Annotated in this window: 17 protein-coding genes; 10 read left to right on the top strand and 7 right to left on the bottom strand. The window is 70.7% G+C overall.

All coding sequences use genetic code 11. The features are described 5' to 3' along the window. Window positions 1–40 precede the first annotated feature (40 nt). Window positions 41–937 carry an RNA polymerase sigma-70 factor gene (locus OG456_RS00235; RefSeq protein ID WP_266568946.1) on the bottom strand — a complete coding sequence of 299 codons (897 nt, stop codon included), beginning with the start codon at window positions 935–937 and terminating at the stop codon, window positions 41–43. Between the two features lie 227 nt (window positions 938–1,164). Here OG456_RS00235 and OG456_RS00240 point away from each other — a divergent pair, with 227 nt between their 5' ends. Next, window positions 1,165–1,650 carry a carboxymuconolactone decarboxylase family protein gene (locus tag OG456_RS00240; protein WP_266555931.1) on the top strand — a complete coding sequence of 162 codons (486 nt, stop codon included), beginning with the start codon at window positions 1,165–1,167 and terminating at the stop codon, window positions 1,648–1,650. A 95-nt stretch (window positions 1,651–1,745) separates the two neighbouring features. Here OG456_RS00240 and OG456_RS00245 read toward each other — a convergent pair whose 3' ends face one another. Together OG456_RS00245 and OG456_RS00250 are read right to left on the bottom strand one after the other, a co-directional pair. Beyond that, window positions 1,746–2,426: a DUF2238 domain-containing protein gene (locus tag OG456_RS00245; RefSeq protein WP_266555933.1), complete on the bottom strand. Its 681-nt coding sequence runs from the start codon at window positions 2,424–2,426 to the stop codon at window positions 1,746–1,748. Between the two features lie 100 nt (window positions 2,427–2,526). Beyond that, on the bottom strand, window positions 2,527–2,748 hold the full coding sequence (locus tag OG456_RS00250; RefSeq protein ID WP_266555935.1) for a hypothetical protein: 222 nt from the start codon (window positions 2,746–2,748) through the stop codon (window positions 2,527–2,529). A gap of 120 nt (window positions 2,749–2,868) precedes the next feature. Here OG456_RS00250 and OG456_RS00255 point away from each other — a divergent pair, with 120 nt between their 5' ends. From OG456_RS00255 to OG456_RS00290, 8 genes are all read left to right on the top strand, one after another. After that, window positions 2,869–3,639, top strand: coding sequence for a GntR family transcriptional regulator (locus OG456_RS00255; RefSeq protein WP_266555937.1), 771 nt, complete (start codon window positions 2,869–2,871; stop codon window positions 3,637–3,639). Between the two features lie 41 nt (window positions 3,640–3,680). After that, entirely contained in the window at window positions 3,681–3,908 is a 228-nt protein-coding gene (locus OG456_RS00260; RefSeq protein WP_266555939.1) for a ferredoxin family protein, read from the top strand. Between the two features lie 14 nt (window positions 3,909–3,922). Then, the gene (locus tag OG456_RS00265) at window positions 3,923–5,269 is read left to right on the top strand and encodes an ABC transporter substrate-binding protein (RefSeq protein ID WP_266555941.1); all 1,347 of its coding nucleotides are present in this window, start codon (window positions 3,923–3,925) and stop codon (window positions 5,267–5,269) included. After that, window positions 5,266–6,123 (top strand): ABC transporter permease, encoded by an 858-nt coding sequence (locus OG456_RS00270; RefSeq protein WP_266555943.1) that lies wholly within the window; start codon window positions 5,266–5,268, stop codon window positions 6,121–6,123. The genes OG456_RS00265 and OG456_RS00270 overlap by 4 nt, the downstream gene beginning before the upstream one ends. Then, a complete protein-coding gene (locus OG456_RS00275) occupies window positions 6,120–6,869 on the top strand; it encodes an ABC transporter ATP-binding protein (protein ID WP_266555945.1) in 750 nt (249 codons plus the stop codon). Before OG456_RS00270 ends, OG456_RS00275 begins: the two co-directional genes overlap by 4 nt. A 47-nt stretch (window positions 6,870–6,916) precedes the next feature. Then, window positions 6,917–9,628, top strand: a complete 2,712-nt coding sequence (locus OG456_RS00280) for a fumarate reductase/succinate dehydrogenase flavoprotein subunit (protein WP_266568948.1) — start codon at window positions 6,917–6,919, stop codon at window positions 9,626–9,628. 86 nt (window positions 9,629–9,714) lie between these two features. Continuing rightward, entirely contained in the window at window positions 9,715–10,272 is a 558-nt protein-coding gene (locus OG456_RS00285) for a pyridoxamine 5'-phosphate oxidase family protein (protein WP_266555947.1), read from the top strand. A gap of 105 nt (window positions 10,273–10,377) precedes the next feature. Then, the gene (locus tag OG456_RS00290) at window positions 10,378–11,352 is read left to right on the top strand and encodes a phosphotransferase family protein (RefSeq protein ID WP_266568950.1); all 975 of its coding nucleotides are present in this window, start codon (window positions 10,378–10,380) and stop codon (window positions 11,350–11,352) included. Between the two features lie 57 nt (window positions 11,353–11,409). On the opposite strand, the gene OG456_RS00295 is transcribed toward OG456_RS00290, so the two are convergent. Together OG456_RS00295 and OG456_RS00300 are read right to left on the bottom strand one after the other, a co-directional pair. Beyond that, window positions 11,410–12,246: a hypothetical protein gene (locus OG456_RS00295; RefSeq protein WP_266555949.1), complete on the bottom strand. Its 837-nt coding sequence runs from the start codon at window positions 12,244–12,246 to the stop codon at window positions 11,410–11,412. 85 nt (window positions 12,247–12,331) lie between these two features. Continuing rightward, complete coding sequence (locus tag OG456_RS00300; protein WP_266555951.1) at window positions 12,332–14,218, bottom strand: SMI1/KNR4 family protein; 1,887 nt, start codon at window positions 14,216–14,218, stop codon at window positions 12,332–12,334. Window positions 14,219–14,369: 151 nt separating this feature from the next. Here OG456_RS00300 and OG456_RS00305 point away from each other — a divergent pair, with 151 nt between their 5' ends. After that, on the top strand, window positions 14,370–14,798 hold the full coding sequence (locus OG456_RS00305; protein WP_266555953.1) for a pyridoxamine 5'-phosphate oxidase family protein: 429 nt from the start codon (window positions 14,370–14,372) through the stop codon (window positions 14,796–14,798). 127 nt (window positions 14,799–14,925) lie between these two features. Here OG456_RS00305 and OG456_RS00310 read toward each other — a convergent pair whose 3' ends face one another. Continuing rightward, window positions 14,926–15,648: an FGGY-family carbohydrate kinase gene (locus tag OG456_RS00310; protein WP_266555955.1), complete on the bottom strand. Its 723-nt coding sequence runs from the start codon at window positions 15,646–15,648 to the stop codon at window positions 14,926–14,928. Beyond that, complete coding sequence (locus tag OG456_RS00315; protein WP_266555957.1) at window positions 15,645–16,352, bottom strand: FGGY family carbohydrate kinase; 708 nt, start codon at window positions 16,350–16,352, stop codon at window positions 15,645–15,647. Before OG456_RS00315 ends, OG456_RS00310 begins: the two co-directional genes overlap by 4 nt. Window positions 16,353–16,401: the final 49 nt, after the last annotated feature.

Below are 16,401 nucleotides of genomic sequence, written 5' to 3' on the forward strand. Positions count from 1 at the left end.
ACGGGCGACCGGTCCGACGCGGCCGGAGTTTCCCCACGGGTCAGCGGCTCACGGCGGTTTCGCGGTCGATGCGCGACAGCTTCTCGGGGTTGCGCACGGCGTAGAGCCCGGTGATGAGGCCGTCGTCGACGTGCACCGCCATGACGGTGTCGATGTCGCTGCCGCGCCGCAGAACGAGCGCCGGGTATCCATTGACCTGTGCCGGCCTGAGGGACATCGCGGCGTCGATCCTGCCCAGCACCTGGGCCACCTCGTCTGCGCCCACGACGGGCACCAGCGCGGCCCGCACGACTCCGCCGCCATCGGTCAGCAGCACGACCTCCGGCGCGATCATGTCGAGCAGGGTCTTGAGGTCGCCCGTCTCGATCGCTTGCTGGAAGGCGGCGAGCGCACCACGTGTCTCGGCCGGGGAGATGACCTCGCGCGGCCGGCGTGCCGCCACGTGGGCCCGTGCCCGGTGCGCGATCTGGCGGACCGCGGCCGGGCTCTTGTCGACGGCTTCCGCGATCTCGTCGTATCCCAGATCGAACACCTCGCGCAGCACGAACACCGCGCGTTCGGTCGGCGCGAGTGTCTCCAGTACCAGCAGCATCGCCATCGAGACGCTGTCGGCCAGCTCGACGTCCTCCGCCACGTCCGGCGCGGTGAGCAGCGGCTCGGGCAGCCAGGGTCCGACGTAGGACTCCTTACGGCGGCGGAGCGTACGCAGTCGGCTCAGCGCCTGGCGCGTGGTGATGCGGACCAGGTAGGCCCGATGGTCCCGCACCGTGTCGAGGTCGACGTCCGCCCAGCGCAGCCACGTCTCCTGCAGGGCGTCCTCCGCGTCGGCCGCCGAGCCGAGCATCTCGTAGGCGACCGTGAACAGCAGATTGCGATGGGCGACGAACGCCTGGGTGGCGTTGTCCGTGCGGCTGTCACGAGCGCGGTCGTCGGCCATGTCGGCGCTTCGCTCTGTGGGCTCGCTCATTGCCGGCTCCTGCCTGTTCTCTCACGACCGTGTCACGCACAAGACGCCGCCCCTCACCGTCTTGTGACACCCGAGACCAGTGCTCTACGTCACATTGCCGCGCTGTCACAGGATCCGGTCGGGCGGCATCTCGTGTTTGTCAGGCTGCCGCGCGAACGATGCGCACGGCATGCGATGCACGATTGGGGAGACACGTCATGGAACTCCGTATGAACCTTTTCGGCAATGAGATCGGTACCAAGATCGGCAAGCGGATCTACGCCGTCAGCCGGGTGATCCAGGAATCACCGCTGCCGAAGACCACCCAGGAGCTGGTGCAGCTGCGCGCCAGCCAGATCAACGGCTGCGGTTTCTGTGTCGACATCCACGGCAAGGACGCCGCGGCCGGCGGCGAGACGCCGGCCCGCCTGAACCTGGTCGCCGCCTGGGGCCACTCCACCGTGTTCACCGAGGCCGAGCGGGCCGCGCTGGCGCTCACCGAGGAGGGCACGCGCATCGCCGACGACGGCCGTGGTGTGTCCGACGAGACGTGGGCCCAGGTGCGCAAGCACTACGACGAGGACCAGGCCGTCGCGCTGGTCTCACTGATCGCGATGATCAACGCGACCAATCGGCTCGGCGTGATCCTGAACAACCAGGGCGGCTCCTACGAGCCCGGCAACCTCGCCGCCATCGCGAACTGATCAGCAGGTGCGTCCGGGCCGGTCCTGGATCCTTCGATCCGGACCGGCTCAGGTGTCTCTCAAGCGCTTGACGACGCTGACGAGGCGCTCCGACATCAGCCGGCCAGCCGGGTCAGCTGCCGGTCGTGCCACTTACTGAGCAGCAGCAGCGAGACCGTGGCGCCGATCAGCGCGCAGAACATGTCCCATTGGGTGTCCCACACATCGCCCTGGGTGGCGAGGAAGGCGTCCGCCGCGTGTCCGCCGATGACCGCCGCCACCCACTCGAACATCTCGAAGACCGCGCTGAACGCCAGGCACGCGCAGACCGTGAGCGGCGCCAGCCATCGGCTGCCGCGCAACGGAGACGTCCGGACCAGCAACTCCCGCACCAGGACGGCCGGTACGAAACCCTGCATCAGGTGCCCGAACCGGTCGTACGGATTCCTGGACAGCCCCAGTCCGTCCTGCACCCACTCGCCCAACGGCACCTGGGCGTACGTGTAGTGCCCGCCCAGCGCGAGCACCAGCGCGTGCGCCGCGAGGAGACAGCACAGCATCCCCGACAGCGGGAAGCGCCGCCAGGCCAGGACGACCACCGGCAGTCCGATCAGCACCCACACCACTTCCAGCAACCACGTCGTCCGGTCGTGCGGTGCCCAGGCGGAGACGGCGAGCCCCACGACCACGACGGCGACGCAGACACCGGGCAGCACCGGCGACGGGGCCGGGAACGGGGCCACGGACGGGGCCGAATTGTTCGCCGTCCGGCGACGAGCAGCTGCGATCAGGGACATCCGGGCGCTCCTTCTTCTCGGTCGCCTCATCGTGGCGGCCCGGAAGCCGGGTGGCCTGAGTACGGCTACTCAATCGGGAGCGGTCGAGTGACGGTGGTGATCACGTCGGCGGGGACAGCTCCGTGAGGTAGTCGGACAGCTGCGCCGCCGTGTCGGCGAGCACGACGTGCGCCGTGCGGCCACGCAGGATGTCGAGCAGGCGCAACGGGTAGGCGGCCACGGGCTCGGCCGGCCCGGCACAGTCCGGGCGGCCGCCCGCCCTCCTGCCCGCACTCCCCCGACCGCGCCGCGGTCGACCGCTGTCCACGTGGTGGGCGGTCAAGTGGCGGATCTTGGTCCTCGGCCGTCGATTCAGCAGGTCAGAGCGGTGCGGCTGGAGCCGTCAGGTGGCGCAATACTGCCGCAACACCATCGGAGCGGCGGCGCCGGTACGTTCCCTGCCATGCCAGCCGAACGTATCCCCGCCTCGCTTCCGGTCGCCGCCGCGCGCCGTCGGCGGCTGCGTGCGGACCAGGCCCGGCAGCTCGCGGATCTGCTGCGCCACCAGATCCTGTCGGGCGGGTTCCCGCGCGGTGTCCTCCCTCTGGAGGACGTCATCGCCGCCGACTACCGGGCCAGCCGCAACACCGTCCGGCAGGCCCTCGACCTGTTGCGCGGCGAGCAGCTCGTCGAGCGGAAGGCCGGCGTCGGCACCGTCGTGGTCTGCGAGAAGTACCCGCACGGCCTCGACCGGCTGCAAGGCCTGGCCGAGACCCTGCACGAGCACGGCCGGGTCACCAACGAGGTCCGGACCGTCGGGCCGGTCAGCGCTCCCGGCCCCGTGGCGCACCGGCTCGGTCTGCCCGAGCACACCGACGTGCTCTGTATCGAGCGGCTGCGCCGCCTCGACGGGCTGCCACTCTCCCTGGACCTGTCGTATCTGCCTATGGATGTCGGCGGTGACCTGCTCGGCTGCGATCTGGAGAACACGGACGTGTTCCGGCTCCTGGAGACGCTGAGCGGCGGCCCGCTGGGGCACGCCGAGATCACTCTCGAAGCCGTGAACTCCGACGCGCACTCCGCCGCGGTCCTCGAGGCACCGCGCGGGAGCGCCGTTCTGATGCTGGAGCGGCTCACTCATCTGCCCGACGGGCGGCCCGTGGACCTGGAGTTCATCCGCTTCCGCGGCGACCGCATCACCATGAGCGGCGTGCTTCGGCGCCACTCCGTCTGACCCACCCCACGTTGCTCCTACCACCCTCCCTGGAGACAGCCATGCCCGTTGTCCCGCAGCGCGCCGACGTACCCGTGACCATCGACGAGTCGCGGTGTATCGACGGCTGCACGCTCTGCGTAGACATGTGTCCGCTCGACTCGCTCGCGATCCACGAGGACAGCGGCAAGGCGTACATGCACGTCGACGAGTGCTGGTACTGCGGCCCGTGCGCGGCCCGGTGCCCCACCGGCGCGGTCACCGTCAACATGCCCTACCTGCTCCGGTGAAAGGCTCAACTACCGTGCCACATAAGTACGTTGTTCCACTCGCCCGGCTGCTGCCGCTCGCCCTCCTGCTGCCCCTTGCCACGGCGTGCGGTGGCACAGCCGGAGCCGAGGACTCCCGCACCGTCACGGTGACCGTCGGGTACCAGTCGAAGACCATCAACACCGTCACCGCCGGAACGCTGCTGCGCTCGCTGGGCTACTTCGAGGAGGAACTCGCGGCCCGCGGCAAGAAGGACGGCAAGACGTACAAGGTGAAGTGGCAGGACTACGCGACCGGTGCCCCCATCACCGCCCAGATGACCGCCGGAAAGATCGACATCGGGTCGATGGGTGACTTTCCGCTGCTGATCAACGCGGCGCGGGGCAAGCAGCTGGGGCAGCCGACGCGGCTCGTCTCGGTCACCGGCTACAACCTGCGCGGCGGCCTCAACACCGTGGTCACCGCTCCTGGTTCGCACCTGAGGTCACTGGCCGACCTGCGCGGCAGGAAGGTGTCCACCAGCGTCGGATCGGCCGCCGACGGCACCCTGGTACGGGCCCTGAAGAAGGCCGGGATCGACCCGGAGAAGGGCATCAGCAAACTCAACCAGCAGCCCAGCGTGGGCGCGTCCGCCCTGACCGGGGGCAGCGTCGACGCACTGTCCCAATTCGTCGCCTGGCCCGGCCAGTTGGCGTACGAGGGGAAAGCGAAGGCCCTGTACGACGGCGCCGACCTGAATCTGCCGACGTTCCACGGAGTCACCGTCCGGGAGAAGTTCGCCGAGAAGCGCGGCGGGGTCCTCGACGACTTCCTCCAGGCTCAGCGGCGGGCCACTGACTACCTCCGCAAGCGGCCGGTTGCGGCCGCCGAGTCGGTGGCCGAGGAGACCGGGGTGCCCGCCGAGGCGGTCTACCTCTACAACGGCGCCCACGGCATCGCCACCTTCGACCCGGCGCTGCGGCCGGAGTTGATCGCCGCGCTGAAGAAGGACGTCCCGATCCTCAAGGCGGCCAAGCTGGTGGGCGACGTCGACGTGGACTCCTTCGTCGACCCTGAGCCGCTGAAGCGGGCCACGCACACACCCGCGTATCCGAAGGCGGGCGCCGCCAAGTCCGAGCTGTGGGTGAAGGGGCAGGACTCCACCCGCACCTTCGACAGTCCGAAGCAACTGCTCAAGGCGCTGAAGGGAGCTGAGGTCCGGGCCGCGTACGTCCCCGACACGCTGACCGGCACCCTGTGGTACGCCGACCGCGCGGTGTGGGTCGCGGACGGCTCCGACCTGCGCGCGTTCGTCACCCCGAGCCACGCGAAGACGTACGTCGAGCGGCACACCGGTGCCCGTGTCGTCGGTTACGCGGACGCCGTGAGGCTCGCGTCATGAGCGCGGGCCGCTGGCTGGTCCGCGCGGCATCGCTCGCCGCGGCCCTCGGGCTCTGGCAGCTGCTGACCTCTCTGGACGTCGAACTCTGGCTGCGGTTCGGGCAGTTCCCCACGGTCGGCGAGGTGGCGTCCGCCTTCGGCGACCGGCTGGGCACCGCCCCGTACTGGCAGGACCTCGGTTACAGCGTGCGCCGCATCGTGATCGGGTTCCTGCTGGCCGCGGTGCTCGGGGTGGCGGCGGGTACCGCCATCGCGCGGTCGCGGTGGGCCGCCGATCTGCTCGGCCCGCTCATGGAGGTGGCGCGGCCGATCCCGGCGATCGCCCTGGTCCCGGTCGCGATCCTGCTGCTGCCCAGCAACGAGCAGGGCATCGTGTTCATCACGTTCACCGCGGCGTTCTTCCCGGTGCTGGTGTCGACGCGGCACGCGGTGCGCGCGCTGACGCCGGTGTGGGAGGAGGCCGTGCTCACCATGGGCGGCGGCCGCCTGCGGGTGCTGTTCTCGGTGGTGCTGCCGGGAGCGCTGCCGGGCATCTTCGGCGGGCTCTCGGTGGGCATCGGCGTCGCGTGGATCTGTGTGATCTCGGCGGAGATGATCTCCGGTGAGTACGGGGTCGGTTACCGCACCTGGCAGGACTACACGGTGGTCGACTACCCCGGTGTCTTCGTCGGCATGGTCACCATCGGCGCTCTCGGCTGGCTCACGTCCACGGCGGTGGAGTTCCTCGGCCGCCGCGCCACCGCCTGGCTGCCGCGTCCGCCCGAGCGGGCGCCGTCCCGTGCCGTACGCCGCACCGCCGCTCCTCCGGCGGTTTCATCCCCCGCCCCGGCCCTGGAGAAGGAGCCCGTCTCATGAGCCCGACGAGTACCGCTTCTCTCCGTCAGGGTGCCGAACTCGCCTTGGAAGACGTGCGGCTCGGCCACCACGAAGGACAACCCCTGCCCGGCACCGTGCGCCTGCGGATCGCGCCGGGCGAACTCGTCGCCGTGCTCGGCCCGTCCGGGTGCGGCAAGTCCACGCTGTTGCGCACCCTCGCAGGGCTGCTGCCCCCATTGGGCGGGCAGGTCACGCAGGACGGGTCACCCATCGGCGGGCCCGCCGCCGACCGGGCGCTGGTCTTCCAGGAGAACGCCCTGCTGCCGTGGCGCAGCGGCCGCGCCAACGTCGAACTCCCCTTGACGATACGGCGGTTGGGGCGAGAAGCGCGACGGAATGTCGCCGACGGGTGGCTGGAGCGCGTCGGTCTGTCCGAGCACGCCCACAAGCTGCCGCGCCAGCTCTCCGGCGGGCAACGGCAGCGCGTCCAGCTGGCCCGCGCTCTGGCCGGGCAGCCTCGCGCGGTCCTCATGGACGAGCCGTTCGGCGCCCTCGACCCGCACACCCGCGCGGGCATGCAGGACCTGCTCGTGGACATCCTGCGCGGCACGGGCGCGACCGTCGTCTTCGTCACCCATGACGTGGACGAGGCGCTCCACCTCGGGGACCGGATCGCCCTGCTCCCCTCCGGCGAGGTCCTGACCGTCCCGCACCCCCGGCAGCGGGACGCACGCAACGCGCCCGCCACCACGGGAATCCGCCGCCGCATCCTCACGTCCCTCTGACCACCCGCACCCCTGTGAAAGGCCCGCCCGTGGACACCCCCCTGGCCATCCCCGCCCTCTCCGACGCGACCGAACTCTCCTGCGACGTCCTCGTCATCGGCGGCGGCACCGCGGGCACGATGGCCGCCCTGACCGCCGCCGAACGCGGCGCGGACGTGCTGCTCCTGGAAAAGGCGCACGTACGGCACTCCGGCGCACTCGCCATGGGGATGGACGGCGTGAACAACGCGGTCATCCCGGGCCGGGCCGAACCGGACGACTACGTCGCGGAGATCACCCGCGCCAACGACGGCATCGTCGACCAGTCCACCGTCCGCCAGACGGCGACCCGAGGCTTCGCGATGGTCAAGCGCCTGGAGTCGTACGGCGTGAAGTTCGAGAAGGACGAGCACGGCGAGTACGCGGTCCGCCAGGTGCACCGCTCCGGTTCGTACGTGCTGCCGATGCCGGAGGGCAAGGACGTCAAGAAGGTCCTCTACCGGCAGTTGCGGCGCCGCGAGATGCGCGAGCGGATCCGCATCGAGAACCGGGTGATGCCCGTCCGGGTACTCACCGTGGACGGCCGTGCCGTGGGTGCGGCCGGATTCAACACCCGCACAGGCGAGTTCGTCACCGTACGGGCGGGCGCGGTGATCCTGGCCACCGGGGCATGCGGCCGCCTCGGCCTGCCCGCGTCCGGCTATCTCTACGGGACGTACGAGAACCCGACGAACGCGGGCGACGGCTACGCCATGGCGTACCACGCGGGCGCCGCGCTCACCGGGATCGAGTGCTTCCAGATCAACCCGCTGATCAAGGACTACAACGGGCCGGCCTGCGCGTACGTCGCGAACCCGTTCGGCGGCTACCAGGTGAACCGGCACGGCGAGCGGTTCGTGGAGTCGGACTACTGGTCGGGGCAGATGATGGCCGAGTTCGCGGCCGAACTCGCCTCCGACCGCGCCCCGGTGTACCTCAAGCTCAGCCATCTGCCGGAGGAGACCATCACCGCCGTCGAGTCGATCCTGCACACGACGGAGCGGCCCACACGCGCCACGTTTCACGAGGGCCGCGGCCATGACTACCGCACGCATGACATCGAGATGCACATCTCGGAGATCGGCCTGTGCGGCGGCCACTCGGCGTCCGGCGTACGGGTCGACGCCCACGCCCGCACCACCGTCCCCCGCCTGTACGCGGCCGGCGACCTCGCCTGCGTACCGCACAACTACATGATCGGCGCGTTCGTCTTCGGGGACCTGGCGGGTGCGGACGCTTCCCAATTCCGTGCGTATGAAGGCACGTTGCCCGGCAAGCAGCTCGCCGCCGCGCACGAGCTGATCTACCGGCCGCTGCGTCACCCCGACGGGCCGCCGCAACCTCAGGTCGAGTACAAGCTGCGGCGGTTCGTGAACGACTACGTGGCTCCGCCGAAGGCCGGGCCGAAGCTGTCCCTGGCCGTGGAGGCGTTCGAGCGGATGACGGGAGAGATCGCCGGGATGGGGGCGCGCACCGCCCATGAGCTGATGCGGTGCGCGGAGGTGTCGTTCATCCGGGACTGTGCGGAGATGGCCGCGCGCGCCTCGCTGGCGAGGACCGAGTCGCGCTGGGGCCTGTATCACGAGCGGCTCGACCATCCTGAGCGGGACGACGCGGGGTGGTTGCACCATCTCGACCTGTACAAGTCCCTTTCGGGGGCGATGGAGTTCAGGGCCAGGCCGGTCGAACCGTACGTCGTGCCGGTGCCGGAGTTCGAGCCGTCGGCGGCCGGGGCGGAGCGGGTGCTGGGCGAGGTCGCGTTGGTGCCGGTGGCGACGGCGGGGCAGCGGGACGTCGCTCCGGCCGCCCGCCCGGCCGCGTCCGCCGCGCCGTCTCCCCCGCCCTCGGCGACCCGGGCCCCCTCGTCGAGCCCCACCCTCCTCGCTCTCCTCTCCCTGGCCGAAGAGACCCCCGACCTGGACGCGCTCTCCGCCTACCTTGAGGACTCCGACCCGGCGGTGCGGGCGGCCGCCGTCGCCGCCCTCGCCGAGACGGTGCCCGCCGGGGCCGGTCCCGCGCTCGCGGCACGGCTACGGGATGCCGCGCCCCAGGTCCGGCAGGCCGCCGCCGGTGCGCTGCGCGAACTGGTCGAAGTCCTGCCCGCAGAAGATGAGTTGGGGTCCGGTCTGCGAGCAGCCCTCGGTGTGGCGGACCCGGCGGTGCGGGGCGCCGCGCTGGACGTCCTGCGGGAACTGCGGCTCGGCGACGCCTCGGTGTACGCGACCGTGCTCGCCGACACCGACATCGACGTACGTATCCAAGCCGTGCGGGCCCTGGTCTCGGTGGACGCGGCCGCTCAGCTCTCGGCGGCCACGGCAGACCCGGCCCGCGAGGTCAGAGTCGCGGTCGCCCGCGGCTTCGCGGCGGTGCACGACCCGTCGCCGACCCCGCTCGCTCCGCTCCTCGACGACTCCGACCCGCTGGTGAGAGCAGCCACTCTCACGGCACTCGCCGATACGGGCTGCCCGCCCCCGTATGCCGAACGGGCCGTGGCCGCGCTCGACGAGCCCGCCTGGCAGGTCCGGGCCGGCGCCGCGACCGCCCTGCGAACGGCCAGGCCCACCACCGCAGTTCCCGCGCTCGCCAAGGCATCCACCGACCCCAACGCGGACGTCCGCAAGGCCGTCGTCCTGTCACTCCTCGCCCACCGCGCCGACCCCGACGCCCGCGCGGCCCTCGCCGACGCGACCGCCGACCCCGACGCGGACGTCCGCGCCTACGCATCCCGCGCCGCGACGTGACCGCCATGCGCGGCTGACGGGGCCGGCGTCGCGCGATGACCGCGCGGGCGGCGGATCGTTACAGGGGAGAGGAAAGGAGATCCACCATGCCGACCCAGGGACCTGCGCAGCAGCCCACGACCGAGCTCGACGCCCGTTACAGCTCCGCGCTCAACCCCCGCCCCGGTGCCACCGACGTTTCCGCCACCGAATGGGCCGAGGCCCAGCGGCAGCTGGAGGCCGCCGAGATCTTCTGGGTGTCCACGGTGCGCCCCGACGGCCGCCTGCACGTCACTCCGGTCATCGCCGCCTGGCACGACGGGGTGCTGTACTTCTCCACCGGCGCGGGCGAACAGAAGGCGAGGAACCTCGCTCATGACGGGCACTGCGCGCTGACCACCGGACGGAATTCGCTCACCGAAGGTCTCGACGTCGTGGTCGAGGGCAAGGCCGCGCCGGTTGCCGATCCGGCGGTGCTCGAGGAGGTGATCACGGCGTACGAGGCGAAGTACGGGGCACACATCACCTCCGCCGAGGGCACCTTCCACGGGATCGGGGACGCGTTCCGGAAGGGCGACGTGATGGTGTTCGCGGTGTCCCCGGCCACGGCGTACGGCTTCGGCCGGGACGACGGGGTCTACTCGCACACACGCTGGACGTTCTGAGTCCCACACGCACAAACCAATCGCCTCCACGTCGTTGATCCCGTAGGTTGCGCGGGTTGTTGTGGCTGCGGCGGAGAGGCGGTTGGGGACGTGGCACCCAGAGCAGTGACGCGGAAGCAGTTGGCGGGTGCGGCGAAGGCCGCGCTGGGTGGCGGGCGACGGTTGGCGGCGGCTGAGCGAGTCGCGGGTGGGAGCAAGAAGGGCGTGTACCGCCTGGTGATGGACGACGCGACCACAGCGATCGCCTACCTGTGGGACGACGCCGAGAACTACTGGCCGGCGGCCGAGGGCGACGACGACCTCACCGACCCGTTCTCCCCCGGTCTCGGGATCGGCCTGTTCGAGGCCGCACACGCGCGGTTGGACACGCTCGGCGTCCGCGTCCCGGCGATCCGTCTCGTCGACCGCGACGGCACTCACTGTCCGGCCGACCTCGCGATCGTCGAGGACCTGCAGGGCGAGAACCTGGAGGAACTTCTCGCACGTGATCCGCGCGCGGCCGAGCCGATCATGGCCCGGCTCGGGGAGGCTCTGGAGTCGATGCGGCGTCATCAAGCTCCCACATACGGCAAGGTGGCCGTCGTCGACGGGGGAGGTACCTCGCGCGGAACGTCATGCGAGGGGGTCGTCCTGGACCGTGCGCTGCGCGACCTCACCGAGGCGGCGTCGCGCGATCCACGGATCGCGCAAGCGCGCGAACGGCTTGAGCAGCGATTGCTGAGTCTCGCGGCGGCAGTACGACCGCGCGCGGAGTACGCGGTCGTCCATGGCGAACTGGGACCCGACCACGTGCTCGTGGACGCGGGCGGGAACCCCGCGGTGATCGACATCGAGGGCTTGATGTACTTCGACGTCGAGTGGGAGCACGTGTTTCTGCGGATCCGCCTGCACGACGCGTACCGGCCACTGGAGGTGGACGGACTGGACGAGGACAGGCTCGCGCTCTACATGCTGGCCCAGCGGCTCTCGCTGACGGCGGGACCACTGAGGCTGCTCGACGGGGACTTCCCCGACCGGGGGTTCATGGCGGCCATCGCCGAGCACAACCTGAACGAAGCGCTGGAGCTCGTCCACTCCTGAACGCTCCTGTTCGCAGCACGAGGGCGAAGGCTGTCCCCTCGGAGCGCGGCCCGAGGGTCAGTGAGCCCGCCGAGTTCCACGGATCGAGGAAGGCTGAGAGCGCAGGGCCGCCAACCTGTCTTTGTCACCGGTCTCGGACAGGCAGTCGCCCAGCGCGAGGAGCGACAAGAGCTGTACGGGACGCCCTGCGGAAGCCGCTGCCTCCAGCTTGTGATGCCCGTCGAGCAGGAAGTGCGTCAGCCCCCAGTGCGTGTAGTAGTCGGTCGACAGGTCCAGCGCGGGCAGGCACACATCCAGGGTCGACACCGCCACGGCCGTCGGCACCAACCCCCGCTCCATCTGTTCGGCGTACTCCTCGACCCGCGCCCGGTCGTTCCACGTCGGGGGCACCATGGGCACGACGAACTCGTACAGGTGGGCTTCGTCATCGACCGCGGTCTCGAACGTGCGGTAGTACGGCGTGTGCGGGGACTCCGGGAGCCCCCAGAACGCGTCGAGGCCCCACGTGGCCACCTGCTCGTGGCTGAAGTAGTCGCCCTCCTGCCCCGGGAGGACCAGGTGTGGCTCGACGCTGAGCAGCAAGGGGAGGTAGCCGCCTTCCGGCAGCAGAGTGCCGAACGCGTCGAGCACACCATCGTCCAGGTCCGGGAGCTGCTCCGCCAGGCGCTCCTGCACGCTCTCCAACGACAACTTTTTATTGGCGCCCTCAAGGCGGCGGAACAGGAACTGGCACGACCCGCACCAGAAACTGAGCTCGAAGGCGGGCTTTCCGTCGACCGCGAGCACCCTGCGCCCCGGCCCGGACCCCATCTTCGGTGACTCCGCCTCGAACCGCAGTCTCGCCTCGGACGCGGGTACTCCGAGCCTGCGCGGGTCACCCACCATCACGTTCATGGTCGTGACCGTACGAGACCTCACCACCCCGCACAAACCCGATTCCGGCGTCGAGCCGGGGTCACCGCCGCACCGACCCGGCGGCCTACCTGTGGCGCGTGAACGTGAGCCTCGCCTGCGTCCCACCTGGCGGCCGCGGCCTGAGCCACGGGTGCGTGGGGAGCGTCGGCAATCTGCCGTGGTTGAGGGCGAATTGGGGCAGGGAGACGCCGAATGTCGTCGCTATCGCGTCCAGGGCCCTGCTTTCGTCCGAGAGGTCGGTGGCCGGGCCGGCGGGGTCCGGGAACAGGTGGTCGGGCGAGAGCTCGTCGGGGATGTCGCCCGTCCGGTGGCGCTCCGCCTCGTGGACCGTGAACGCGTACCGCTGTTCCCCGTCCTCGGCGCAGGCGAAGTGGAACAGGCCCGGCTCCCACCACACCGTGAGGGCCCGGGTGCCGCGCGACAGCTCGGTGCCGGGGTGGGTCAGACGGGTACGGTCGAAGCCTGGCCAGCGGGCCGATTCGAAGGCGAAGCTCCAGCCGTCGAGGGCGCCGATCCTGGCGACGGGGCCGCGGCGCTCCTGCTCCCGCGAAAAGGGGAGGTCCCAGAAGTCCCGCTCGCTCGCCACCAGCTCCAGCGGGCCCGTACCGAAGCGCTCCGCCAGCACTTTGGGGCGTATGCCCTCCACCAGTACGAACCGGTACGCGTCCCTGCGCAGCTCGACCCTGGGTTGCCGATGGGTGAGCCACGCGAGCCCGTCGCGCACCGTCTCCCCCTCGACGGCGACCGGCGTGGGCATCGCCCCCGCCTGACCCGCCCGGGGTGTCATCAGCAGCTGCCGCCCCCGCTCCGGTGTGACGAGCAGCCCGAGGAGCGGATCCCCGAGCAGACCGAACGGTGCCACGTGGTCCTCCCGGTACGGCTCCCAGTGCGGGACCGCCGCCGCGAGTACCCGCCAGGCGCCGTCCGTGTCGCCCCAGCGCGCCAGTTCCCTGGCCTCCTCGACCGCTCGCCCGAACGGACCGGGCGACGTGTACTCGTACGTGCGTTGCCTGATCTGCTCCAGGACGGCACCGGCCCGCTCGCGGTCCGTCGCGTAGTCCTCGGTCGCCGGGCCGAGCACGAAGGTGTCGTCCCTCCGGTACTCGCGCAGGTGATCGCGCACCTTCAGGGGCAGCACCTCGCCCGCGTACAGCGGATCGTCCATGCGCGGGTCGACCGGCACCCAGCCGCGCCCGTCGAGCAGCGCCCGGAGTTGTGACGCCAGCAGGACGGCCCGCGGTCTGCCGAGTTTTTCCGCCTCGCCGAGGACGGCGAGCGCCCCGTCCAACTCGCCTCTCAGACATGCGAGTCGGGCCTGCTCCACCTTGGCGTCGAGCTCACGCGTCACCACGTTCTCGAAACCTGAGTGGCCGCCGCCCAGGCGGTAGAACTCCTTGTACATGTCCTCCATGAACGCGCGGAACGAGTCGTACCGGTCCGGCGGTTCACCACCCCACCCGTGGTACACGTACACCGCCCACTCCCCGTCGGCACCCACATCGCCCGGGTCGAGCAGCACATCCGTCATGTCCGAGTCGAGCGAGAGCTGCAGCGCCCGTCCCCACATTCCGGCCCTGAGTACCTCTTCCTCGGTCGGGTCCTGGTCCAGATGCTCCTCGTACATCACCTGCTGGCCGTACGGATCTCCGTACGGCGCGATGCGGTCGGCCCCGGCCAGCAGATAGACGAAGCCCTCGGCATGGCGCCAACCGTCCGTCGTCTCAAGGAAGGAGCGGAGGGACGGCGGCAGCGGCGCCGCTATCCCCAGCCCCCGGACCCGCTCCTCCAGAGCTGCCACCGCCGCCGGATCGGCCGGGCCGAATCCCAGCCAGCGGCCCCGGACGATCTCCTCGTCCAGCTCCTGGAACTCCTCCGGATCCTCCGTGGCCAGCCCTTCCAGCCATTCCTCGCTCCACCGCTTGAGCAGCGGCCCCCACTCGAAGATCTCCATACGTGCCATCGTTACACCCACCACTGACAGTCGACCTGTCTCATCCCCGCGACGGAATACCCGCCGGTGTGTCCACCGTTCTCTCCCCCGACCGGCGTTGAAGACTGCATCTCGACATGCCCGACGTGATCGACATACACGAGGAGTCGCTATGCCCCTTCCGCTCGAAGAGCGCGAGGCGTTCCTGGCCGAACCCCACATCGGCGCCCTGGCCGTCGCCCGCGCGGAGGCCGGCCGTGCGCCACTGACGGTCCCCATCTGGTACTGGTACGAGCCCGGCGGCACCTTCTGGATCATGACCGGCCGGGATTCCGCAAAGGCGAAGGCCATCAGGGCCGCGGGCCGCATCTCGCTCATGACCGAACGTGTCGAGCCCACGGTCCGCTACGTCACCGTGGAGGGCCCGGTGACATCCGAAGTCACCTCCACAGTCACGGAGTTGACCGATCTCGCGGCCCGCTATCTGCCCGCCGACAAGGTCGACGAATACGTGAAGACCGCCACCGCCAAGCACGGCGCGCAGGTCACCTTCCACATCCGGCCGGAGCACTGGCTGTCGGCCGACCTCGGCTCCGTGTGACACGACGAGCTGCGACGCGGTCGCCGTGGAAATGAGGCCCGCGCGGTCGTGACCCGGCTGCCCGCAGCAGCCAGTCCTACCGCGCGGACCGTGGCCGCCCACTCTGTCGGCCTGCCGGGCTGAGCCGTCAACCGAAGATGTCGTAGGACCGTCGGTAGATCCCGTCCGTGTGTTCACGGATGTCGCGGTACACGTCGCCCAGGCGCCGGTACAGGTCGTGGTGGGCCTGGTCGGGGGTGAACTCCGCGCCGGGGCGGACCATCGCGTCGATCGCCTCGTCGAACGTCCGGTACGCGCCGAGTCCGACCGCCGCACAGATCGCGGAGCCGAGCCCCGCCGCGTTGTTGACCTCGGCACGGTGGGCCGGGACGCCGAAGACGTCGGCGTGGATCTGCATCACCAGGTCGGAGCCGGAGCCGCCGGAGATGACCGTGTGCCGGTAGGCGGTGCCGAGTTCGGTGGCCATGTGCGTGCCGGTGGCGTGGATGGTCAGGGCGAGCGCTTCGAGGATCGAGCGGTACATGTGGAAGCGGCCCTGCCGGCCGTCGAATCCGGGGATGGTGCCTTTGCGGTACGGGGCGTCGGTGGGCGCCAGCCAGTCGAGCACCGTCATGAGGCCGTCGCAGCCGGGCGGGACCTTCGCGGCCTCGGCGTTCAGGTGGTCCTCGACGGAGAGGCCCGCCGCCCTGGCGCCCGCGACCCCCCTCCTCGCCGAGCAGGTCGCGCAGCCAGCTGACCGTCCACATGCCGCGGCGCACGCCGAAGCTCTCGTAGAGGTAGGAGTGCGGCTGCAGGCGTAGTTGGTCCAGAAGTCGGAGGCGTCGGGCATGTTCCTGTCGCCGACGGTCATGCCGGCCACTTAGGTGCCGAGGGGACCAGGAGCGTGTCGCTGGAGCGCAGTCCGCAGCCCAGGGCCTCGACCGCCTTGTCGTTGGCGGTCGCCACGACGGGGAGTCCCTCGGGGATGCCGGTGTGGCGGGCCGCGGCGGCGGTCACGGTGCCGAGGACGTTGCCGGGCATCACCAGGCCGAAGAGCATCTCGCGCGGGATGCCGGACTTGGCGAGGACGGTGTCGTCGGTCGTCCACTGCCAGGTGTCGGAGTCCAACGGCCATGAGTCGCCCGCGTAGTTGGCGGCGGTGTCCTGGAAGACGCCGGTCATGCGGCGGCTGATGTAGCCGGAGGACGTCGTGACGTAGCGCGCCTCGGGGAGGGTGTGTTCGTAGGGGCGCGAGACGCGTGCGTGCATCCAGCTCATGACCGGCTGGGCGAGTGTGCCGTCGGCCTTGAGGACGGCCCGGCGGAAGCGGATCGTGCACAGGCCGACGCCGACGATGTCGGCCACGTCGCCGGGAAAGCCGGCCATGGCCCGGCGGCTGGCCTCTCCGATCGACGTCCACAGGTCGTCGTCCGGATGTTCCACGACGCCGGGGCCCGGGGTGGCGTACGGACGCAGGCTCTGCCGTCCCTCGCAGACGGCCCGGCCGTGTTCGTCGAAAACGGTCACCTTCGAGCTCTGGGAGCCGTTGTCGATGCCGATGAAGTAGCGAGTCATGGCCGACTCCGGGGTGCGAGAGAGGAGGGGGCCGCCTGCCGTCGGCGGC

The sequence above is a fragment of the Streptomyces sp. NBC_01446 genome, from assembly GCF_026340095.1.
Taxonomy (GTDB): domain Bacteria; phylum Actinomycetota; class Actinomycetes; order Streptomycetales; family Streptomycetaceae; genus Streptomyces; species Streptomyces aureus.